Origin of the sequence: Microbaculum marinum (genome assembly GCF_037855135.1) — a bacterium.
Classification (GTDB): Bacteria; Pseudomonadota; Alphaproteobacteria; order Rhizobiales; family Tepidamorphaceae; genus Microbaculum; species Microbaculum marinum.
This window is the reverse complement of record NZ_JAZHOF010000002.1, coordinates 333716-354741: the sequence shown is the minus strand read 5'-3', so window position 1 is coordinate 354741 and position 21026 is coordinate 333716. Positions and strand designations below refer to the sequence as shown.

At 69.0% G+C, this 21026-nt stretch carries 21 protein-coding genes and 1 other RNA gene; 11 read left to right on the top strand and 11 right to left on the bottom strand.

The features are described from left to right. Positions 1–161: 161 nt before the first annotated feature. Positions 162–794 carry a c-type cytochrome gene (locus V3328_RS05230; RefSeq protein ID WP_340328560.1) on the bottom strand — a complete coding sequence of 211 codons (633 nt, stop codon included), beginning with the start codon at positions 792–794 and terminating at the stop codon, positions 162–164. A 159-nt stretch (positions 795–953) separates the two neighbouring features. On the opposite strand from V3328_RS05230, the gene V3328_RS05225 reads away from it, so the two are divergent. Both V3328_RS05225 and V3328_RS05220 read left to right on the top strand, forming a co-directional pair. Continuing rightward, positions 954–1682, top strand: coding sequence for a 3-deoxy-manno-octulosonate cytidylyltransferase (locus tag V3328_RS05225; protein WP_340328559.1), 729 nt, complete (start codon positions 954–956; stop codon positions 1680–1682). Between the two features lie 30 nt (positions 1683–1712). After that, the gene (locus V3328_RS05220; RefSeq protein ID WP_340328881.1) at positions 1713–2585 is read left to right on the top strand and encodes a prephenate dehydratase; all 873 of its coding nucleotides are present in this window, start codon (positions 1713–1715) and stop codon (positions 2583–2585) included. Between the two features lie 315 nt (positions 2586–2900). Here V3328_RS05220 and V3328_RS05215 read toward each other — a convergent pair whose 3' ends face one another. The 3 genes from V3328_RS05215 to V3328_RS05205 all read right to left on the bottom strand — a co-directional run bounded on the left by V3328_RS05215 (position 2901) and on the right by V3328_RS05205 (position 4795). Continuing rightward, the gene (locus V3328_RS05215) at positions 2901–3188 is read right to left on the bottom strand and encodes a GIY-YIG nuclease family protein (protein WP_340328558.1); all 288 of its coding nucleotides are present in this window, start codon (positions 3186–3188) and stop codon (positions 2901–2903) included. A gap of 159 nt (positions 3189–3347) precedes the next feature. After that, positions 3348–4295 (bottom strand): NAD(+) diphosphatase, encoded by a 948-nt coding sequence (gene nudC, locus V3328_RS05210; protein WP_340328557.1) that lies wholly within the window; start codon positions 4293–4295, stop codon positions 3348–3350. 77 nt (positions 4296–4372) lie between these two features. Beyond that, entirely contained in the window at positions 4373–4795 is a 423-nt protein-coding gene (locus tag V3328_RS05205) for an HIT domain-containing protein (protein ID WP_340328556.1), read from the bottom strand. 193 nt (positions 4796–4988) lie between these two features. Between V3328_RS05205 and ffs the strand changes: the two genes are divergently transcribed. The 3 genes from ffs (at position 4989) to V3328_RS05190 (ending at position 7491) form a co-directional block, all read left to right on the top strand. After that, positions 4989–5087: signal recognition particle sRNA small type (gene ffs / locus V3328_RS05200), an RNA gene on the top strand. 76 nt (positions 5088–5163) lie between these two features. Then, positions 5164–7092: a DNA polymerase III subunit gamma/tau gene (locus V3328_RS05195; protein ID WP_340328555.1), complete on the top strand. Its 1929-nt coding sequence runs from the start codon at positions 5164–5166 to the stop codon at positions 7090–7092. 75 nt (positions 7093–7167) lie between these two features. After that, entirely contained in the window at positions 7168–7491 is a 324-nt protein-coding gene (locus tag V3328_RS05190; protein WP_340328554.1) for a YbaB/EbfC family nucleoid-associated protein, read from the top strand. A gap of 1262 nt (positions 7492–8753) precedes the next feature. Here the strand turns inward: V3328_RS05190 and V3328_RS05185 are convergent. The 3 genes from V3328_RS05185 to V3328_RS05175 are packed head-to-tail and all read right to left on the bottom strand — an operon-like array spanning position 8754 to position 11500. Next, positions 8754–9632, bottom strand: coding sequence for an SDR family oxidoreductase (locus V3328_RS05185; RefSeq protein ID WP_340328553.1), 879 nt, complete (start codon positions 9630–9632; stop codon positions 8754–8756). A 34-nt stretch (positions 9633–9666) separates the two neighbouring features. Then, positions 9667–10827 (bottom strand): tRNA epoxyqueuosine(34) reductase QueG, encoded by a 1161-nt coding sequence (gene queG / locus V3328_RS05180; RefSeq protein WP_340328552.1) that lies wholly within the window; start codon positions 10825–10827, stop codon positions 9667–9669. Further along, the gene (locus V3328_RS05175) at positions 10808–11500 is read right to left on the bottom strand and encodes a glutathione S-transferase family protein (RefSeq protein ID WP_340328551.1); all 693 of its coding nucleotides are present in this window, start codon (positions 11498–11500) and stop codon (positions 10808–10810) included. The genes queG and V3328_RS05175 overlap by 20 nt, the downstream gene beginning before the upstream one ends. Before the next feature lie 142 nt (positions 11501–11642). Here V3328_RS05175 and V3328_RS05170 point away from each other — a divergent pair, with 142 nt between their 5' ends. After that, positions 11643–12443: an undecaprenyl-diphosphate phosphatase gene (locus V3328_RS05170; RefSeq protein WP_340328550.1), complete on the top strand. Its 801-nt coding sequence runs from the start codon at positions 11643–11645 to the stop codon at positions 12441–12443. A gap of 18 nt (positions 12444–12461) precedes the next feature. Here V3328_RS05170 and V3328_RS05165 read toward each other — a convergent pair whose 3' ends face one another. Next, positions 12462–13451: a complex I NDUFA9 subunit family protein gene (locus tag V3328_RS05165; RefSeq protein WP_340328549.1), complete on the bottom strand. Its 990-nt coding sequence runs from the start codon at positions 13449–13451 to the stop codon at positions 12462–12464. 224 nt (positions 13452–13675) lie between these two features. On the opposite strand from V3328_RS05165, the gene V3328_RS05160 reads away from it, so the two are divergent. Together V3328_RS05160 and V3328_RS05155 are read left to right on the top strand one after the other, a co-directional pair. Then, positions 13676–15085, top strand: a complete 1410-nt coding sequence (locus tag V3328_RS05160; protein WP_340328548.1) for a leucyl aminopeptidase family protein — start codon at positions 13676–13678, stop codon at positions 15083–15085. A 21-nt stretch (positions 15086–15106) separates the two neighbouring features. Then, a complete protein-coding gene (locus tag V3328_RS05155; protein ID WP_340328547.1) occupies positions 15107–16132 on the top strand; it encodes a phosphatase domain-containing protein in 1026 nt (341 codons plus the stop codon). On the opposite strand, the gene V3328_RS05150 is transcribed toward V3328_RS05155, so the two are convergent. Beyond that, entirely contained in the window at positions 16090–17055 is a 966-nt protein-coding gene (locus V3328_RS05150) for an AraC-like ligand-binding domain-containing protein (protein ID WP_340328546.1), read from the bottom strand. The two genes, V3328_RS05155 and V3328_RS05150, sit on opposite strands and share 43 nt — an antisense overlap. 175 nt (positions 17056–17230) lie before the next feature. On the opposite strand from V3328_RS05150, the gene V3328_RS05145 reads away from it, so the two are divergent. Further along, a complete protein-coding gene (locus V3328_RS05145; protein WP_340328545.1) occupies positions 17231–18124 on the top strand; it encodes an alpha/beta hydrolase in 894 nt (297 codons plus the stop codon). A gap of 63 nt (positions 18125–18187) precedes the next feature. On the opposite strand, the gene V3328_RS05140 is transcribed toward V3328_RS05145, so the two are convergent. Next, positions 18188–18346, bottom strand: a complete 159-nt coding sequence (locus V3328_RS05140; protein ID WP_340328544.1) for a hypothetical protein — start codon at positions 18344–18346, stop codon at positions 18188–18190. Positions 18347–18376: 30 nt separating this feature from the next. Further along, a complete protein-coding gene (locus tag V3328_RS05135) occupies positions 18377–18739 on the bottom strand; it encodes a SpoIIAA family protein (protein ID WP_340328543.1) in 363 nt (120 codons plus the stop codon). Between the two features lie 193 nt (positions 18740–18932). Between V3328_RS05135 and V3328_RS05130 the strand changes: the two genes are divergently transcribed. Both V3328_RS05130 and mepA read left to right on the top strand, forming a co-directional pair. Further along, positions 18933–19874 carry a cation diffusion facilitator family transporter gene (locus tag V3328_RS05130; protein ID WP_340328542.1) on the top strand — a complete coding sequence of 314 codons (942 nt, stop codon included), beginning with the start codon at positions 18933–18935 and terminating at the stop codon, positions 19872–19874. 137 nt (positions 19875–20011) lie between these two features. Continuing rightward, the gene (mepA, locus tag V3328_RS05125) at positions 20012–20974 is read left to right on the top strand and encodes a penicillin-insensitive murein endopeptidase (protein ID WP_340328541.1); all 963 of its coding nucleotides are present in this window, start codon (positions 20012–20014) and stop codon (positions 20972–20974) included. Positions 20975–21026: the final 52 nt, after the last annotated feature.

Sequence of the window (21026 nt, the reverse complement as noted above, 5' to 3'; positions counted from 1 at the left end):
ATCTAGACCGTTTCCGGCCCTGCGCACCGTTCATGACGTAAATTTAATTCGGTCAAAGTTTGGCGCGCGGATGCAAAAACGCCCGCCAGCGGTACCGCGGCGGGCGTTGTTGGTCCAGACTTCACGGCTGGCGCTCGGGCCATTTCCGGCCGGCAGCACGATCAGTTGGTCTGCTGCGGCTCTGCGTTCGCATCGCCGCCGTCGTTCGCCTCGCCGCCCTCTTGCTCGGGCGGCACGACCTCGGCGGTCGGGAATGGCTGCGGATCGCTCGACAGGGTCTGGAGATAGGCCAAGAGGTTTGCCCGCTCCTCCGGCTTGCGCAGGCCGGCGAAAGCCATCTTCGTGCCGGGCATGAACTGTTTCGGATTGGCCAGGAAGTGGCTCAGGTTTTCGTAGGTCCAGTCGGAGCCTTCGGCATTGACGTGCTCCTTCATGGCGTCCGAATAGGCGAAATCCGGCACCGAGGCGATCGTCCGGCCGACGACATCCCAAAGATGCGGACCGACCTTGTTCGCTCCGCCCTCTTCGAAGGTATGGCACGCCTGGCACTTCTTGGTGACCGCTTCGCCGGCCGTGATGTCGGCCGACGCGAGAAGCGTGGGCAGGTCGACGACCTCCTCGCTCTCGGCCTCCGCCTCCCCGGGCGCGCCTTCCTCGGCCACGGCAACCTCGTAGCCGGGCTGTTCGGGCTCGTGCGGGGTGAAGAGTTCCTCGGCGAGGATCCCGACGCCCAGCGTCACCAGGAGGGTGAACAGTATCGCGCCCGCGAACTTGTTGAATTCGAAGCTGTCCATGCGCTCCGTACTCCAGGTCGATTGTCAATGAACGGCGCCGCCCGATCAGCCAGTCCGCACCGTTCGGAAAGGTGCGGAACTGATACTCGCAATTGCCCGGAAAAGGCAACACGTATAAAGGACGCACCCCGGACTTGGCCGGTTCTGGAGAGGCTTTCGATGACGGCGCTCGTGCTCATTCCCGCCCGCATGGCCTCGACGAGGCTGCCGGGCAAGCCATTGGCCGACATCGCCGGCAAGCCGATGATCGTCAGGGTCTACGAGCGCGCCCGCGAGGCCGATGTCGGACCGGTGATCGTGGCGACCGACAGCGCCGGCATCGCGCAGGCCATCGCCGCAGCAGGCGGCGAGGCCGTCATGACCCGCCCGGATCACCCCTCGGGGTCGGACCGCATCGACGAGGCGCTGCGGACCATCGACCCGCAGGGCAAGGTCGACGTCGCCGTCAACGTGCAGGGCGACCTGCCGGATCTCGACCCTGCGGCGATCCGCCTCGCCCACGACCTGCTCTCCGACGAGGACGTCGACATCGCGACGCTTGCCGCCGAGATCGTCGAGGCAGGCGAGCGCGACGACCCGAACGTCGTGAAGGCCGTCGGCAGCCCTGTCGCCCCCAACCGGCTGCGGGCGCTTTACTTCACCCGCGCCACCGCCCCCTGGGGCGAGGGACCCGTCTATCATCACATCGGCCTTTACGCTTGGCGGCGCAGCGCCCTGACCCGCTTCGTTAAGCTGCCCCCCTCGCCGCTGGAAAAACGCGAACGTCTGGAACAGCTTCGCGCGCTCGAGGCCGGCATGCGCATCGACATCGGCCTCGTTGACACGGTTCCGGTCGGTGTCGATACTCCCGCCGACCTTGAGCAGGCCCGCCGCCGGTTCGGCGGCTAGCGGCGTTCCCCGTACAGGATCGACGACATGATGACGACACGGCCGCGCCGGATCGTGTTCCAGGGCGAGCCCGGCGCCAATTCCCACATGGCCTGCAGCGACGTCTACCCGGACTACGAGGCTGTCGCCTGCGCCACCTTCGAGGACGCCTTCCAGGCGATCGCCGACGGCAGCGCCGCGCTTGGCATGATCCCGATCGAGAACTCGGTGGCCGGCCGCGTCGCCGACATCCACCACCTGATGCCGACGTCGGACCTGCACATCATCGGCGAGTACTTCCTGCCGATCCATCATTCGCTGGTCGCCGTACCTGGCGCCACCCTCGAGAGCGTCCGCACCGTCCACAGCCACGTCATGGCGCTCGGCCAGTGCCGCAAGGCGATCCGCAGGTTCGGGCTGACGGCGGAGGTGCATGCCGACACCGCAGGCGCTGCGCGAATGGTGTCGGAAGCTGGCGACCCGACAAAGGCGGCCATCGCCTCGCGGCTCGCCGCCGAGATCTACGGCCTCGAGGTGCTCGCCTCCGAAATCGAGGACGAGGACCACAACACGACCCGATTTGTCGTCCTGTCGAAGGAAAAGGCCTGGGCTGCGCGCGGTATCGGGCCCGTCATCACCACGTTCCTGTTCCGGGTGCGCAACGTCCCGGCGGCGCTCTACAAGGCGATGGGCGGCTTCGCCACCAACGGCGTCAACATGACCAAGCTGGAATCCTACCAGCTCGAGGGCGAGTTCTTCGCCACCCAGTTCTTTGCCGACGTCGAGGGCCATCCCGACGACCCGAACCTGAAGCTCGCCTTCGAGGAGCTCGACTTCTTCACCCGCGAGTTCCGTATCCTCGGCGTCTACCGCGCCAGCCCCTTCCGCGAGCGCATCAAGGAGCCGCGGGCGGACGGCAAGTAGGGTCCCCCGCTCACGTCATCCCGGAAGCCGCAACGCGGCTGTCCGGGATCGCCACAAGCGCAGATGCTGCAACCCTTGGCGATCCCGGCTCCGCGGCCGGGATGACGTGGGAAGAAGTGGAGTGGAAACCGACAACCGGCACGTGGCGACGCGCCCCCTTCGTGGAGCGAGCATCCGGTCGAACGTTTCCCACCCTACGTCATCCCGGAAGCCGCAACGCGGCTATCCGGGATCGCCACAAGCGCAGATGCTGCAACCCTTTGGCGATCCCGGCTCTGCGGCCGGGATGACGTTGAATCGAGGGCTCTTCCCAAACTAGCGATTCAGTTCGTCGAAGAGATCGTTCCAATCCGGATTCATCGCCTCGATCAGGTCGAACTTCCAACGGCGCTTCCAACGCTTCAGGCGCTTTTCGCGTTCGATTGCCAACGGCATCGTTGAATGGACTTCGTACCAGACCAGCCGCGCCGTCCGGTACCTTCGAGAAAATTCGCCGACCATTCCGTGGCGGTGCTCGTGGGCGCGCCGGGCTATGTCGTTCGTCACGCCCACATACAGCGTCCCGTACCGCTGGTTGGTAACGATGTACACATAGCCCGCCACGGCTGCGCCCCGGTCCTTCGTCCAGAGTCGGAGTATTTCTCCCACGTCATCCCGGAAGCCGCAACGCGGCTGTCCGGGATCGCAAGAGGCGCAGGCGCTGCGACCGGGCGCATAGCGAATGTCCGGAGGGAATCGGGCCGCTACGCCGGTCTCCCCGTCCTACAGGATCGCCTCGCCCTCGACGAAGCTCCTGAGCAGCTGGTGGGCGATCGCCATCTGCGGCGGCGCGGCGACGCCGTCGGGGTGCTCGCCGGCGAGGATCTGCACGACCTCGCCGCGCGAGAACCAGCGGCCCGCCTCCAGTTCGGTCGGATCGAGCACCAGTTCGCGGCCGCCGGCCTCGGCGAAGCAGCCGATCATCAGCGAGGCGGGGAACGGCCAGGGCTGGCTCGAATGGTAGCCGATGCGCAGGGCCGGGATGCCGGCCTCCTCCTTGACCTCGCGGCGGACCGCGTCCTCGATCGTCTCGCCGGGCTCGACGAAGCCGGCCAGCGCCGAGAACATGTTGGGCAGGAAGCGGGGGCTGCGGGCGAGCAGCACGTCGTCGCCGGAGATCACCAGCATGATGACGACGGGATCGGTGCGCGGAAAGTGGTGCGCCCCGCAACCGGCGCAGTCGCGCCGATAGCCTGCTTCCGCCATTAACGTCGCGGCGCCGCAGCGCGCGCAGAAGCCGTGCCGCGCGTGCCAGTCGAGCATGCTCTTGGCCTGCGCGATGGGCCCCAGCATGGCCGGCGTGACGATGCCCTGGACTGCGATCGAGCGCACGTCGATCGCCTTCAGCGCGGGGTCGCCCATGAACGATTCTCCGGGCTGCTCCTCCGCCGTCGCGTAGGTGACGGGGGCGGCGAACATCGCCGTGTCGCCATCCAGCCCGAGGAAGATCGCGCGGTCGTAGTCGGCCTGCATCCGGTCGGCGGCGCTCGCCTCGAAGACGGGATCGCTGCCGCCATCGGCGCCGACGCGGAACAGCGGCCGGTCGCCGGCAAACAGCAGATAGCGCGCCTCGGCGCGCACGGCATCGAGCCACTCGGCATCGACTCGCCGCTCGGCCGCGCGGTCGAGCAGGCTCAGGCTGTAGCCGGTGCGGCGGCTTCGCTCGTTCATTGGATTTCCTGATGCTGGCCCCGAAATGTCTGCGGCGGACCGTCGCACAGTGAGCGGACGGCGGCAACCGGGGCCGGTCAGCCGGACCCCTCGGCCAGCTTGTCGGCCAACCTGTCGATGAGTTCCATGCGGTCTTCCGACCGGTAGGCCAGGCGCGGCACCGCACCCCAGACCGGTTCGGGCCAGGCCGCATCCTCGCGGAAGCGCGCGATCACGTGCACGTGCAACTGGGCGACATGGTTGCCGAGGGCCGCGACGTTGAGCTTCTCGGCGTCCGTCACGTCGCGCAGCACGTCGCCGGCCCGCGCCACCTCGTCGATCAGCAGGTGGCGGACGTCGGCTTCCAGGTCGGCGATCTCGATCGCATCGGCGAGCCGCGGCACCAGGACGAGCCAGGGGTAGTTGGCATCGTTCATCAGCCGAACCTCGCAGAGGTCCAGCGCCGCGACGAACGCGGTGTCCGCCGCGAGGCTGGAATTCAGTTTGAACCTGGCGGTCATCCGTCGCGTCCCGTTGCGCATTGTCTTTGCGGCGATGATACAGCGCAACGGCAGGCGCGGACAGGGCCGGCGCTCCGGCATGCCCCACCGGCATGCCCCACCGGCATGCGGCGGAGCGTTTCCTCTGGACAATCGCCGGGACGACCGTCGCGGGGTTGCGCCGGGCGCGGGTAAGTCTGATATAGTCGCCTCAGGGAGGTTGGCGGCGGACGAGCCGCTCGCCAACCGGGTCAGGTCCGGAAGGAAGCAGCCCCAACGAGTTCTGGTTCGGGTTGTCGTCCAGCCTCCCGCCTAATCCGATCGAACACCGGCCCCGGAGAGGGCCGGCGCCGCCGGGCGCAGCGCTCCGGCGCGAGCAGGGACATCCGATGGACCAGCGCAGCCCGGACGATTCGCCCGGCCCGGCCCCTGGCCCCTCCCGGGGCCCTTCGGGGGCGGAGCGCGCCGCCGGGTACCGCGTGCTCGCCCGCAAGTACCGTCCCTCCAGCTTCGACGACCTGATCGGCCAGGAGCCGATGGTCCGCACCCTGTCGAACGCCTTCGCCACCGGCCGCATCGCCCAGGCCTACATGCTGACCGGCGTGCGCGGGGTCGGCAAGACCACGACGGCGCGCATCCTCGCCCGGGCGCTGAACTACGAGCCGATGGACGGTGGTCCCGAGGCAAAGGCGGCCGGGCCGACCCTGGACATGCCGGAAGAGGGCCGCCACTGCCGGTCGATCCTGGAATCGCGCCATGTCGACGTGATCGAGATGGACGCCGCCTCGCATACCGGCATCGACGACATCCGCGAGATCATCGAGGCGGTGCGCTACCGCCCGGCCGAGGCGCGCTACAAGATCTACATCATCGACGAGGTGCACATGCTCTCCAAGGCGGCCTTCAACGGGCTGCTGAAGACGCTGGAGGAGCCGCCCGAGCATGTGAAGTTCATCTTCGCCACCACCGAGATACGCAAGGTTCCGATCACCGTTCTGTCGCGCTGCCAGCGCTTCGACCTGAGGCGTGTCGACGCCGACCTGCTGGTCAGGCACCTGGCCGGTATCGCCCGGGCCGAATCCGTCGACGTCGAGGACGAGGCCCTGCGCCTGGTCGCCCGTGCCAGCGAGGGCTCGGTACGCGATTCCCTGTCGCTGCTGGATCAGGCGATCGCACACGGCGGCGGCAAGGTGATGACCGGCGAGGTCCGGGCCATGCTCGGCGTTGCCGACCGGGCCCGCGTCGTCGACCTGTTCGAGAAGGTGATGTCGGGAAACGCCGCCGCCGCGCTCGAGGAACTCGGCGCGCAATACGCCGAAGGCGCCGCCCCCGAGCTGGTGCTGACCGACCTCGCCGGCTTCGTCCATCTGGTGACCCGGCTGCGCATCGTCCCGGACTCCGCCGACGACGCCTCTCTTTCCGAGGCCGAACGCGAGCGCGGCCGGGAATTCGCCGGCAAGGTCCCGGTGTCAGAGCTCAGCCGCGCCTGGCAGATCCTGCTGAAGGGCATCGCAGAGGTCGAGACCTCGCCGCGGCCGCTCGCGGCAGCCGAGATGGTGCTGGTGCGGCTCGCCTATGCCGCCACCCTGCCCAGCCCGGAAGACGTCATCCGCAAGCTCGACGAGGGCGCCCCCGCTGGCGCGACCGCCGCGGCGCCACCCGTCGTCCGCAACGCACCCGCCGGCGCCGGAAGCGGGTTCGCCGGTGCAGCCTCCCCGGCCTCCGCACAACGCCGCGAGGCGCCCCCCGCCTTCGTCCCGACCGCTGCCGCAGGGCACGCCGGCAGCGCCAGCGCAGCGCGGTCGCAGCCGCTCTCCGGCACCGCTCCCGAAGCCGACCGGCAGCCGGAGGCGCCGAAGCCCGACCCGCGCAGCTTCGAGGCCGTCGTCGCCCTGGCCGAGGAGAAGCGCGACATCAACCTGCAGGTGGCGCTGGAACGGTTCGTGCGCATCGTCCGCTTCGAACCCGGCCGCATCGAGCTGGCGCTGACCGAGCATGCCCCCGCCAATCTCGTCCACGACCTGTCGCGCAAGCTCAGCGAGTGGACGGACCGGCGCTGGGTGGTCGCGGTCTCCCGCGACGACGGGGCGCCCACTCTTCGCGAGAAGGAGCAGGCGGAGCGGTCCGCGCGCATCGAGGACATGCGACGCGATGCGACCGTGGCGGCGGTGCTCGGCGCCTTTCCCGGCGCCGAGATCGTCGACGTGCGCACCACCGCGGTCGCCGAGGAGGCCGCGCTGCCGCCCGCACCGGCGGCTCCGGCCTTCGGCATCGAGCCTTCGCCCGACGACGTGACCGACGAGGACGAAGACCTTTAGCCCGCCGCGCGTGACGGTGCGCGGCTCCCGGAAAGCGCCGGGCAGGATAACCGATCAGGACAAGAGGAATCCGCGATGGACTTCATGAAGATGATGAAGCAGGCCAAGGAGATGCAGTCCCGCATGGCGGACCTCCAGGCCGAACTGGACCAGATCGAGGTGGAGGGCACCTCCGGCGGCGGCCTCGTCGCGGTCACCCTGTCGGCCAAGGGCGACATGCGCGGCCTCAAGCTCGACCCGAGCCTGATCAAGCCGGAAGAAGCCGAGATCCTCGAGGACCTGATCGTCGCAGCGCACGGCGACGCCCGCCGCAAGGCCGAGGCGGCGATGGCCGAAAAGATGAAGGACCTGACCGGCGGCCTGCAGCTTCCCCCCGGCATGACCCTGCCGGGGATGTAGGCCTGCACGGCGGCGCGTCGGAGCACAGTCTCCGCGCACTCCGGCGGGTCTTGTGATCCCCGGCAGCGGCCCGGCCCCGCCCCCGCGCGTATGTTTCACACCGCGCATCACCCCGACTCCTGGTCATTCCCGCGAAAAGCGGGAATCCAGCGCAACATCCGGCGCAGCCGCCGCATGGGGGCGCGTCAGCGCCCATCGGGACGGACCGGCGGCATGGACACGGCCAGTCAGTGGCCCGGATGGAGTGCAAGCCAAATCCGGGAACGGCGGCGCGGTCGTCCCCTACCCGATAGTGCCTCCGGCGCAGCCCCCGGATTACGCTGCCGCTTCATCCGGGCTACGTGCTCTGGGTCGGAGGCCCAGAACAGTCGCAACCCCGCCGCTGGCTGCGGATAGGCCCGTGGCGCAGGCTGCGATATGGCCAATCCCATGCGATCCACCTCGGCCGTCATGCCCGGCCTTGTGCCGGGCATCCACGGACGGCGGCCGCCGCGGAGAAGACGTGGATGGCCGGGACAGGACCGGCCATGACGACCGGGGACGCAGTCGAGGTTGGCGCGGACTGTCGATTTCCGTAGGCCTGCCAGTCCCTTACAGATTCCCGCCGACAATTTTATTCACACTCTCCAGAACGCGCGTATGCTCATTGTATCCCTCCCATGCGGGGGCGTGTCCGGATCCGACACGGACCACGCGGGAGGGAGCGGCGCCTCCATGGGTCCGTGTCGGCGGAACCATCGGGGAGGCTCCCGGATCGCCCGTCCGCAATACGACGGGCCGCCCAAGCGGGCCTTGAGGCGGGATTCCGTCCGGCCGTCCGAGGGAGGTCCACGGGGACCGTGGCGCAGGAGGCAGAGCCTCCTGGCAGCGCACCCCGGGGGCTCTTGACGGCGCGAGCCGTTCGCCCCCGCCGGAGCGCGATCCGGACTTGGCCTAAACCGCCGCGGCGGGCGCTCGGAAGAGCGCCACCACTAAACCACTAGCAAGGCACTCCTTCGAGCGCCCGCGCCCCCAGGCATTCGCCTGGACCATCAGAGGGGGGCAGACGGTCCCCGGAGTGGCTCTTTGACACGCGGCGATCGCCGCACCGCAGAGGAAGCAACCCGAGCCGGTCGCGGCGGCGGGGCAATCACCCGTGCCCCTCCCGCCGGTCCGTAGCCCGGATGGAGCGGCAGCGTAATCCGGGGAGCCCTGTCCGTGGTGCGCCAATCGTGCCGGATTTCGCTGCAGTTCCATCCGCCGCAACGCGGCCCCGGCGGACTCTACCGTCCCTCGCCTGCCGCAAACAGCGCGTTCAGGCCGCGCCGGTAGTCCGGGTACTCCAGCCTCACGCCGAGTTCCTGTCTGATCCGGTCGTTGCGGGCGCGGCGATTGGCCGAATAGAAGGTCCGCGCCATCGGCGACAGCTCGGCCTCGTCGAACGGCACCTCCGGCGGCGGCTCGACGCCCAGCAGCTCCGCGGCATAGGCGATGACGTCCTGCGGCGGCGCCGGCTCGTCGTCGCAGACATTGTAGACGCCGCCGGCCCGCGGGCGCCGCATCGACGCTTCGAGGACGCCGGCGATGTCGGCGACGTGGATGCGGTTGAAGACCTGGCCGGGCTTGACCAGGCGGCGCGCCTCGCCGCTGGCGACCTTGGCGAGCGCGTTGCGGCCGGGGCCGTATATCCCGGCGATGCGGAAGATCATCACCGGGATGCCGGTCTCCTCGCCGAACCGCCGCCAGTCGTGCTCGGCGGCCACCCGGCGGGCATTGCGCGGGCTCACCGGGTCGGGCACCGTCTCCTCGTCGATCCAGTCGCCGCCGTGGTCGCCGTAGACGCCGAGCGTCGACAGATAGCCGAGCCAGCGGATCGCGCCGGTCCATTCGGCGAGGTCGGCGCGGTGGTGCAGCAGGACGGGGTCGCCCGCCTCGCCCGGCGGAATCGAGACCGCCACGTGGTCGGCGCCCGCCAGCGCGGCGGGGACGTCGCGCCCGGCCTCGCGGCCGTCGAACACGACGGCGCCGACGCCCTCGGCGCGCAGCGCCGCGGCCTTCTCCGGCGTCCGCACCGTGCCGGCGACCTGCCAGCCCTGTGCCATCAGCCGGCGCGACAGCGTCAAGGCCGAGAATCCGAGGCCGAAGATGAAGAGCTTGCTCATGGATCGCCTTCCCAACGGGATTTTGCACTGCGGGTCAAGCCGCGGCCTCCGACAGCGCGGCGCGCCACTCTTCCCGCACCTGCGGATCGGCCTCGTGCTCCGGCCGCGCAGCGGCCAGCCTGGTCAGGTGCCGACCCGACAGCAGTCGCGACAGGGCCCAGACCGCGGCCCCGCGGACGAGCGGCGAACCGTCGTCGAGCCGCGCCCGCGCCGCGTCCGCCAGGGCCGGTTCGCCGCTGTTGCCGATGGCGATCAGCACGTTGCGGACGAAGCGGTCGCGCTTGATCCGCTTGACCGGCGACTTGCTGAACAGCGCCCGGAAAGCCGTATCGTCCAGCTCCGCCAGCTTCGCCAGCGCCGGCAGATCCAGTTCGGTGCGCGCGGCGAGCTTGGCGTCCCGGCCGGCGCGGGCGAACTTGTTCCACGGACAGACCGCCAGGCAGTCGTCGCAGCCGTAGATCCGGTTGCCGATCATCGGCCTCAGATCTCGCGGGATCGGGCCGGCATGTTCGATCGTCAGATAGGAGATGCAGCGGCGCGCGTCGAGCCGGTACGGAGCCGGGAAGGCATCGGTCGGACAGATGTCGAGACAGGCGCGACAGGAGCCGCAATGGTCCGTCTCCGGCTCGTCGGCCGCCAGCCCGGCGGTGGTGAAGATCGCTCCGAGAAACAGCCACGAGCCGAGGTCCCGGGAGACAAGGTTGGTGTGCTTGCCCTGCCATCCGACGCCGGCCGCCTCGGCGAGCGGCTTTTCCATTACCGGGGCAGTGTCGACGAACACCTTCACCTCGGCGCCGGTTCGCGCGGCGAAGTCGCGGGCGATCGATTTCAGCTTCTTCTTGACCACGTCGTGGTAGTCGTCGCCGCGGGCGTAGACGGAGATCATGCCGCGATCGCGGTGTTTCAGGTCGGCGAGCGGGTCGTGATCCGGCCCGTAGTTGAGGCCGAGGACCAGAATCGAGCGGACGTCGGGCCACAGCGCCCGGGGATGGCGGCGGCGCTCGGCGGTCGTCGCCATCCAGTCCATCGTCGCGTGGAAGCCGTCTGCGAGGTACCGCGACAGATTTTCGCCCTTGTCCGGTGCCGCTTCCGGCGTCGTCACCCGGGCGATCTCGAAACCTTCGGCGCGCGCGCGCCCGGTCAGCCACCCTTTCGGGTCCGCGTCGGCGATGTTCTCAGAAGTCGAGGTCGACATAGGTGCGCGAAGGCGCGACTCCGGCAAGCTGGTCCATCAGTAGCGGCCGGAAGGACGGGCGCGACTTCACCCGGGCGTACCAGGCCTTCGCCAGCTCGAATTCGTCCCACGGCACCTCGCCCAGATAGTCGATGCAGGACAGGTGCGCCGCCGCCGTCAGGTCGACGAAGGACAGGTCCTCGCCGGCGAGCCAGTTCCGTCGCCCGGCCAGCCAGCCGATATAGTGCAGATGATAGCGTATGTTGGCGCGCCCCGCACGGATCGCCGCCGAATCCGGCGCCCCGCCGCCCTGCTCGACGGTCATGAAGCGTTTGTAGATGCGTTCGGTGAGAAGGTAGGCGGAGACGTCCTGGTGGAAGCGGATGTCGAACCAGTCGAGCAGCCGGCGCACCTCGGCGCGCTCGCGCGGCGTCTCCGGCATCAGCCGCCGGCCGCCGAGTTCGGCGCCGCGCGTCTCGTCGAGATATTCGAGCACCGGACGCGGACCGCAGATCGCGGTGCCCTCCCCGTCCATCAGAACCGGCAGGGTGCCGGCGGGATTGACGATGAGGAACTCCCGGCGGCGCTCCCAGGTGCGCTCCTCGATGAACTCGGCACTGAGCCCGTATTCGCCGAGTGCGATGCGGACGCTGCGCGAAGCCGGACAGAAGGCGTGATGATAGAGTCTGAGCATTCGGTACCGTTTGCGAAGGCGCCGGGAAAGCGCGGTTTGCCCGTCAGGACAGCTTTTTTGGGCGATTGGCGCTAACAAAGCGTTCCGATATAGAGGCGCGTCACACGGCGAACAACCCGAATCGCATCCTGAAGGATCCCCCGTGACCGCCGACCAGCTTGTCGTCCTAGCGATTATCCAGGGCCTGACCGAGTTCCTCCCCGTCTCCTCGTCCGGTCACCTCAACCTGCTGCACCTCCTGACGACCTATCCCGACGAGGGGCCCGCCATAGACGTTGCCATACATGTTGGCAGTCTTGTGGCGGTGATGGCCTACTTCTGGCGGGACATGCTGTATCTGATCGGGGGGTTGCGCGATCTGGTACTGTTCCGGGCCACCTCGGCACGGCGGCTGATCCTGCTGCTGATCCTCGCCTCGGTGCCGCTGGCGATCGTCGGATTCGTCATGATCGAGACCGGCCTCGTCGACGCGGTGCGCTCGCTCGAGGTGATCGCGTGGACAACGATCGTCTTCGCGCTCGTGCTGTGGGCCTGCGACGCGCTGGGATCGCGCGCGAAGATCTTTTCCGACATCGGCATCTCCGACGCGGTCTGGGTCGGACTGGCGCAATGCATCGCCCTGATCCCCGGCGTCAGCCGATCCGGCATCACCATGTCGGCGGCCCGCGCGCTCGGCTTCGAGCGGACGGAGGCCGCCCGGTTCTCGATGGTGCTGGCGATCCCGGCGATCCTCGCCACCGGTGCCGGCACGGCGCTGACCATGTCCGGCGATCAGGCGGCGATCATCGCCGGCGACGCGCTGGTCGCCGCCGCGCTGTCGGCGGTTGCGGCCTTCGCCTCGATCTGGTTCATGATGGCGCTGCTGAAGCGCACCTCGATGATGCCCTTCGTCCTCTACCGGCTGGCGATGGGCGTCGTTCTGCTGTGGGTGCTCTACCGCTGAGCCGGCGGCAAATGCCGGTTACGGCCGCGGTGCCGTCGGGTCGGGTGTGGTGAACTGGCCGGCCTTGCGGTAGCGGTCGATATAGGTGGGCACGATCGATTCGATTGCGCGCGGGTCGATGCCGAGGTCCTCGATCGTGCGATGGTCCCTGACGGCTTCCTCGGAGACGACGTTGTCGCGGCCGAGTTGGCGGACCTGGTCGACGGTCAGCAGCGGCTTCGGCGCCAGTTGCAGGACCTGCGCCTTGAGACGGGCCATGCCGAAGGAAATCGGAACGAGAAGGCGCTTCCTGCCGGTGACGGCCAAGATGTACTCCATGAGCTGCCGGAAGGTGCGCACCTCGGGGCCGCCGAGTTCGTAGATCGTCCCCGGCCTCGCCTTGCCGTCGACGGCCAGCGCGATCGCCTCGGCCACGTCGCCCACGAAGACCGGCTGGAACCGTGTCTCGCCGCCGCCGATCAGCGGCAGCACCGGCGAGAAGCGCGCCATCGACCCGAACCGGTTGAAGAAGTCGTCCTCGGGACCGAAGATGATCGAGGGCCGGTAGATCACCGCGCCGGGACAGGCCTTGAGGACGGCCTTCTCGCCGGCGGCCTTGGTGGTGGCGTATTTCGAGTCCGAGTCCGGATCGGCGCCGATCGCGGAAACCTGCACGAAGCGCGTGATGCCGGCGGCCGCGGCCGACGCCGCTATGGCGCCCGGCCCGAATGCCTGGACGGCGTCGAAGGATTGCCTGCCGGTCTCGTAGAGCACGCCCACGAGGTTGACGACGGCGTCGGATCCCGCCACGGCCCGGTCGACGGACTCGCGGTTGCGGATGTTCGCCTGGACGGCATGGATCTGCCCGACCGCGCCGAGCGGCTGCAGGAAGCCGGCCAAATCCGGACGCCGCGCCGCCGCGCGGACCCGGTAGCCGCGCCGCGCCAGCGCGCGCACGACATGGCGACCGACAAAGCCGGAACCGCCGAAGACGGTTACCAGTTCGCTCTTCACGTATCCGGTTGCCATCGCTCCACCAGCCTCCCTTCGTCCACACAATCAGCTGCGCTGGTTTCAATTAAACGACGGTTCGGCGACTGTATAGGCCGGCGTCGCCGGACGCGGCGAAGGGTTGGCTGAGGGAATTCGAAGCGGCCCGGAAGCTCCGCGCCTATTGGCGCCGGCGGCGCGGGCGCGCTATCTGTTCCCTGCCCCGTTGCGACTGTCCCGCCTGAAAGTATCAAGGAGCCGCCATGACCGCTTGCCTGCTGCCCGCCTCGACCACGCTTGCGTCGGTGCCGATCCGATTCGTTGAGCCGGGCGAAGACGGGTCCCTGGAAGGCCTGGGCGATACGGAGTGTGCCTACCTGGAAGCGACCGGCTTCAAGCCGACCGCCGGACGTATCGCGCTGCTGCCTGATGAATCCGGAAAACTGTCGCGTGTCCTGTTCGGTCTCGGCCCCTCCGGCGCAACGGACAGGAACGGCCTGCTTCCGGGCAAGCTGGCTGACCTGCTCCCTGCGGGCACCTACCGGTTCGAGAACGATCCCGACGACGGGGCACTCGCCGTGCTTTCCTTCGCGCTCGGGCGGTACAGGTTCGACGCCTACAAGGCCGGCCGGGCGGACGGACAGGGGAAGGATGGGGGCGACGACGTGCGCCTCATCGTGCCCGACTGGATCGACGCCGAGGATGTCGAGCGGATAGCGGCGGGAATCTCGCTGGCGCGCGACCTGATCAACACGCCGTCGAACGACATGGGCCCCGCCGAACTGGAGGCCGCCGCGCGGCAGCTTGCCGAACGCCACGGCGCGGCTGTGGCGGTGACGGAAGGCGACGACCTGCTCGAGGCGGGGTTCCCGATGATTCACGCGGTCGGACGCGCCAGCCACCGCGCTCCCCGGCTGATCGACATCACCTGGGGCGATCCCTCCGCGCTGAAGCTGACGCTGGTCGGCAAGGGCGTCTGCTTCGACACCGGCGGCCTCGACATCAAGCCCGCCGCCGGCATGCTGATGATGAAGAAGGACATGGGCGGCGCCGCCTGCGTGCTCGGCCTCGCCTCGATGGTGATGGCGGCGAAGCTGCCGGTGCGGCTGCGGGTCCTGGTGCCGGCGGTCGAGAACGCGGTGGGGGGCAACGCCTTCCGGCCGGGCGATATCCTGCGGAGCCGCAAGGGCGTCACCGTCGAGATCGGCAACACCGACGCGGAGGGACGGCTGGTGCTGGCCGACGCGCTGGCGCTGGCCGACGAGGAGCATCCCGACCTGCTGATCGACATGGCGACGCTGACCGGCGCCGCGCGGGTGGCGTTGGGACCGGATCTGGCCGCCTTCTTCAGCCGTGACGAGGCGCTGGCGGTCGAGATTTCCCGCCAGTCCCACGCCGTCCAGGACCCGGTCTGGCAACTGCCGCTCTGGCAGCCCTACGAGAAGATGCTGGAGAGCAAGGCCGCCGACATCAACAATGCCGGCAGCGGTCCCTTCGCGGGCGCGATCACGGCCGGCCTTTTCCTCGCGCGTTTCGTAGAAAAGTCCACGTCCTGGGCCCATTTCGACGCCTATTGCTGGAACCGGAGCTCGGCCCCGGGCAGGCCGGAGGGCGGCGAGGCGCAGGCGATCCGGGCGCTCTACGCCCTGATCCGCAACCGCTACGCGGCCTGAGCGCAGTCGCCTGGAGCTTTCGTGACCGTCTTGAAGCGAATTCTGCACAGGGGAGCCGTTCTCGCCGAGAGCGCCTGGGACCGGCGGCCGTTCCGGCGCGAGACGTCGTCGCCCTACATCGATCCGTTCATCGGATATTCGGCGCCGGACCATATCGTCGCGAGGGGGCGTGTGCTCGACGGCAAGCCGGTCGCCGAGAACGTTGCGCCCGACAGCTCCCTGTGGAGCAATTTCCGGAACATGATCAAGCGCTTCATCACACACGAGGTGCCCGGCGTCGAGATCCGGATAGGGAACGTCCGCGACGTCGCCGATGAAGAGGGATACTTCCACATCGACCTGCCGCGTCCGGCCGACGGGGCGGTCAGCGTGGAAGCAAGCCTGACCGGATACGATTGCAAGGTGCTGCTTCCGATCATCGTCACCGATCCGGCTGCCCGCTTCGGCATCATTTCCGATATCGACGACACGCTGATCCGCACCGACGCATGGTCGTTGTGGCGCAATCTCTTCAATACGCTGACCGGAAACGTCGCCAGCCGGCAGGTCTTTCCCGATGCCAAGACGCTGCTCGAACGGCTTCACGCCGGTGTCAACCCGGTGTTCTACGTCAGTTCGTCGCCCTGGAACCTGCACGCCTTCCTGGTGCGCGTATTCGAGCGCAACGGGCTCGTGCCCGGCCCCCTGTTTCTCCGGGATCTGGGAATCTCCAGAACCAAGTTCATCAAGGGCTCGCACGGGGAGCACAAGGGCAAGATGATCGACAAGATCCTGGCCGCCAATCCGGACCTGTCCTTCGTCCTGATCGGCGACACCGGCCAGCACGATCCGGAGGTCTACCATGCCGCGATCGAACGCCATCCCGGACGCTTCACCGAGGCCTGGTTCCGGATCCCCCGCGAAGGTCTCGCGCCCCGCTACAGGGAATGGATCGAAAGGATCCGCGACGCCGGGATCGCCACGCACGCCACCACGGACTTCGGCGTGGGCGGGACGATCCCGTCTCAGCGGGAGCCGGCGCGGAACGCGCTCGGAGACATCCCGTAGGCCTTGCGGAACGTGCGGCTGGCGTGGGCGGAATCGGCGAAGCCCCAGCGCATCGCGATGTCCGTGATCGACAGGTGCGCCATCCGCGGATCTGTCAGGTCACGGCGCATCCGCTCGGTGCGCCGAAGGCGGATGTGGGTCGACAGGGTGCGGCCGCTGTCGGCGAAGGCCATGTGCAGGTAGCGCGGGGTGACGCCGACCGCCGCGGCGATGGTGGTGGGCGACAGGTCGGGGTCCTCGAGCCGCGCCTCGACGATCCGCAGGACGCGCGACATCAGGTCGCCGGCCGCCGCCGGCATTTCCGTCGGCGCCAGCAGGCGGCCGAGCAGGTCGACGATCAGATCGCTCGCCAGCGGCACGTCGCCGGCCGGGATCTCGTGGGCGAACCGTCCGAGCGCCGTGACGTGGCCGGCGACCAGGGCGCCCAGTCCGGCATGGCCGTTGAGCGGCCGGGTCCCCTCGAACCGGTCTCCGGAACAGGCGCGCGCGAGCCGCTCCCGCGGGATCAGCACGGTGATCTTGTGGAGCGGACCGGCGACCTCGAAAGCGAGCGGCCGAGCGGCATCCCAGAGCAGCATGTCGCCGCTGCCGAGCGTTGCGGCGGTCTCGCCCTGCCGAACCCGCTCGGTTCCCGACAGCACCAGCAGCAGACCGAGGTGGTCGCCCTGCGTGCGGCGGATCTCCGGCGTGCCGCGCCATCCGGCAAGCGGCGCGCTGCGGCAGTCGATCAGCGTGCAGCCGCCCAGCTCCCGCCAGTCGAGCCGGCACTGGTAGGCCGCCCGGTCGCGCAGCTTCAGGCTCCAGGGCAAATGCACCTGGCTGAGCATGTGGCGGGCAGCTTCGGCCCGCACCGCATCCGGCAGGTTTCGTGTCGACCACTGGCCGGCGGAGACCCCGGCCGAGCCGCTTCCAGCTGCGTTCATCGCGTTTCCCCAGGCGGACCTCGTTGACGGTTGCGTGACGGCCGTGCGGTCCTTTGCCGGACATTATCACACCGCCGCTTCCCTCTCGCACAAGCGATTTCCCTCCTGGACAAGCGCAGGCGGGAGGCGCCAGCCATCGTTGCCGCCGCACCGGAACATCCCAGAGGAGGAAACGATGAGGCGCGATATCGAATTTCGGACCGAGGACGGCGTGACGCTGCGCGGCTGGCACTTTCCCGCCAAGGGCGTCGACGGGCCGGCTCCGACCGTGATCATGGCGCACGGCTTCACGGCGACCCGCGAGATATTCCTCGACGACTTCGCCGAGGTCTTTGCAGAGGCCGGTCTCGGCGTGATCGTCTACGATCACCGCGGCTTCGGCGTCAGCGACGGCGAGCCGCGCAGCCACGCCGATCCCTGGGCCCAGATCGACGGCTACCGCGACGCAATCACCTGGGCCCAGAGCCAACCCGAAGTGGATGCCGAGCGTATCGGCATATGGGGATCGAGCTATTCGGGCGGGCACGTGCTGGTGGTGGCGGCGATCGACCGCCGGGTCAAATGCGTGGTCTCGCAGGTGCCGCTCACCTACGGGCTGGAGACGGCCCGCCGCCTGATACGCGGCGACATGTGGACGGGCCTGCGCGCCGCCTTCGAGGGCGACCGCGCCGCCCGCATGGCCGGCGATCCCGGCGCAAAGATGCCGGTGACGGCGCCGGAAGGGCAGCCGTCCGCCCTGCCGACGGCGGACACCTACGAGTTCTTCATGGGCTTCCAGGAGGCCCGCGAGACCAACTGGAAGAACGAGGTGACGCTACGCTCGATCGAGATGTTCACCGAGTACGAACCGGCTACCTACGTTTCCCGGATCGCGCCGACGCCTCTCTTGCTGGTGGTGGCGAGCGGCGACCATCTGACGCCGTTCGACCTGACCGCGCGCGCCTACGAGGAGGCGCTGGAGCCGAAGAAGCTGCTGGTCCTGCCCGGCGGCCACTTCGACGCCTACACGGACGAGCCGTTCAGGATATCGTCGGCCGAGCAGCGCGACTGGTTCGTGAAGCATCTGTAGGCGTTGTCCCGGGCCGCAGGCGGCCGAGACGCTCCGCGCCTCGCTTTCCCGGGGGGCGCGACGCTATTCCGGTCGGATGCCGACCAGGATCACCATCGCGAACAGCGCGAACAGGGCGATCTTCCAGGCATCCGACCGTTTCCTCAGGCCCGGAAGGCCGAGCGGCCTGATCAGGTGGACGAGCATGGCCAGCCCGAGGACGATCGCGACGGCCTTACCCATGGGCTGCGTCTGTCCGGCACCGCACCCCGCTCACTCGGCCACCCAGGCCTTGGCGGCGTCGCGCTCGGACAGCGGGAAGACCTTGACCTCGCAGGGCATCATCGGGGCGAACATCCGGGTGGCGCCGGCATAGAGCGAATCGTCGGTGACCACGGCGACCTTCCTGAAGTCCTTTATGTGCTTGAGGCCGAACAGGGTATCGTCCCACATCGCCGTCGGGTCGTAGCCATCGAACCCGTCGCCCAGCACATAGAGGAACCGGACCGGGCCGCTCTCCGCGATGGCCTTCTCCAGAGCCGGGATCAGGCGCTCCTTGTAGTCCGAGTTGCTGACCCGGCCGCTGGCCTCGAACCCTATGACGTTCTCGGGCAAACCCCAGATCGGCGTGAGCATGCGGGCCTCCTTGCTGTTTTTCCTGCCGCGCAGACCGTAGAGTATCCGTGCCGGCCAAGGAAGGCATGGCAACCTGTTCGCGGCAGTTGACATCGACCGGCACAATCTGCTCGGTGTGCCGCTCCTGCGGCGACGGCTGCGGCTGTCGGCGGGGATCGATCCGGGACCACGAAAGCGGGCATTCCTGAAGGTCATGGGCGCGGGACACGACCACGGCAGTCACGGGCACAACCATGGCCCCGGGCACGTGCACGGGTCCGCCAATCAGCGCCGCCTCGGAATCGCCGCGCTGATCACCGCGGTGTTCATGGTTGCGGAGGCGATCGGCGGCGTGCTGACCGGATCGCTGGCACTGGTCGCGGACGCGGCGCACATGTTCACCGACGCCGTGTCGCTCGGCTTCGCCTGGTGGGCGTTCCGGCTCGCCGGGGCCGATCCGACCGAGAAGCGCACCTTCGGCAACCGCCGCCTGCCCGTGCTGGTGGCGTTTGCCAATGCGATCGCGATCTTCATGATCACGGCCTTCATCCTGATCGAGGCCGCCGAGCGTTTCCAGGAGCCGGTCACGGTCCTGGCCGGTCCGATGCTGGTCGTCGCGGTCGCGGGACTGATTGCCAACATCGTCTCCTTCCTGGTGCTGATGGGCGGCCACAAGGAGAGCCTGAACGTCAGGGGCGCGCTGATCCACGTCGCCGGCGACCTCCTGGGATCGATCGCCGCCATCGTCGCCGCCGGCGTGATCCTGGCAACCGGCTGGATGCCGATCGACCCGATCCTGTCCGTGCTGGTCGGCCTGCTGATCCTGCGCTCGGCAATCAAGCTGTGCCGCGAGTCCGGCCACATCCTGCTCGAGGGCACCCCGGCGGGCCTCGAGCCCGGACGGGTCCGCACCGTGCTCGAAGGCCACATCGAGGGCGTGGCCGCGGTCAGACACGTCCACGTCTGGGCACTCGACGAGAACCGGCCGCTGATCACGCTGAACGTGGTGCTCGAGGACGATGCCGACGGCTTCCGGACAATCGCCGCCGTCAAGGCACGAATCAAATCCGAACTCGGCGTCGACCACACTACCGTCGAAATCGACCCGCCCGATATCGGCCACGGCGCACAGGCCCCGCGGGGTGCGGCGACGTGAGCGCCGGGGATTGCATGCCCGCTTGTCGCGCTTGACGAGTCGTTTACCATGTCCGGGCAGCATCGGGCGGGGGCATTGGCAACTTCGGAGGCGATCCGTCGCGGATCCGCCCTCCCGCAAATGACGGCAGCGAACCCATGACGCAGTTTCGATCGGCCTGTCGCCCCTCCACCGGACTCCGCCTTCGTGTCGCGACGGTGCTGACGGCGCTTGCCTGCCTGCTGGCGCCTGGCCTTTCGGGCGCCGGCGCCCAGGTCGCCAAGGACGTGTTCGGAAGCAAGACCGGGCCGGCGCCGCTGCAGTCGCGTGCGATCGGCTCCTATGCCCGCGGCTGCCTCGCCGGGGCCGCGGCACTGCCGGTCGACGGGCCGGCCTGGCAGGCCATGCGGCTGTCGCGCAACCGCAACTGGGGCCATCCCGAACTCGTCAGGCTGGTCGAGCAACTCGCCGTCGGCGCCCGCTCCGAAGGCTGGAACGGCCTGCTGGTCGGCGATCTGGCCCAGCCGCGCGGCGGACCGATGCTCGACGGACATGCCAGCCACCAGATCGGCCTCGACGCCGACATCTGGCTGACGCCGATGCCGAACCGCACTCTGACCGCCCAGGAGCGCGAGTCCATTTCCGCCACCTCGATGCTCAAGGACGGGGTGCGCGAAGTCGATCCGAACATCTGGACGCCGGCGCACGCGGCGCTGATCCGCCGGGCGGCGAAGTTCCCGCAGGTCGCCCGCATCTTCGTGCATCCGGCGATCAAGAAGGCGTTGTGCGACTTTGCCGGCAACGACCGCGACTGGCTGCGCAAGGTGCGGCCCTGGTGGGGCCACCACTACCATTTCCACATCCGCATCAGCTGCCCGGCCGGCAGCACAGGCTGCGTCAACCAGGCCCCGCCTCCCGCCGGGGACGGCTGCGGCAGCGATCTCGCCTGGTGGCTGAGCGACGAGCCGTGGAAGCCGGCCGACGGCCCGGTCAAGCCGAAGCCGCCGATGACGATGGCGGACCTTCCGCAGGAGTGCCGGATGGTGGCCGACGTGCAGGCCCAGGCGCCGGTGCCGACGAACGCTCCGGCGCCGCGTCCCAATCCCCTGCCTCGGCGGTGAGGCGGCACGGGCGTCCGGCAGCGCCCGACGCGGGCCCGGGCCAGGTGGGCCT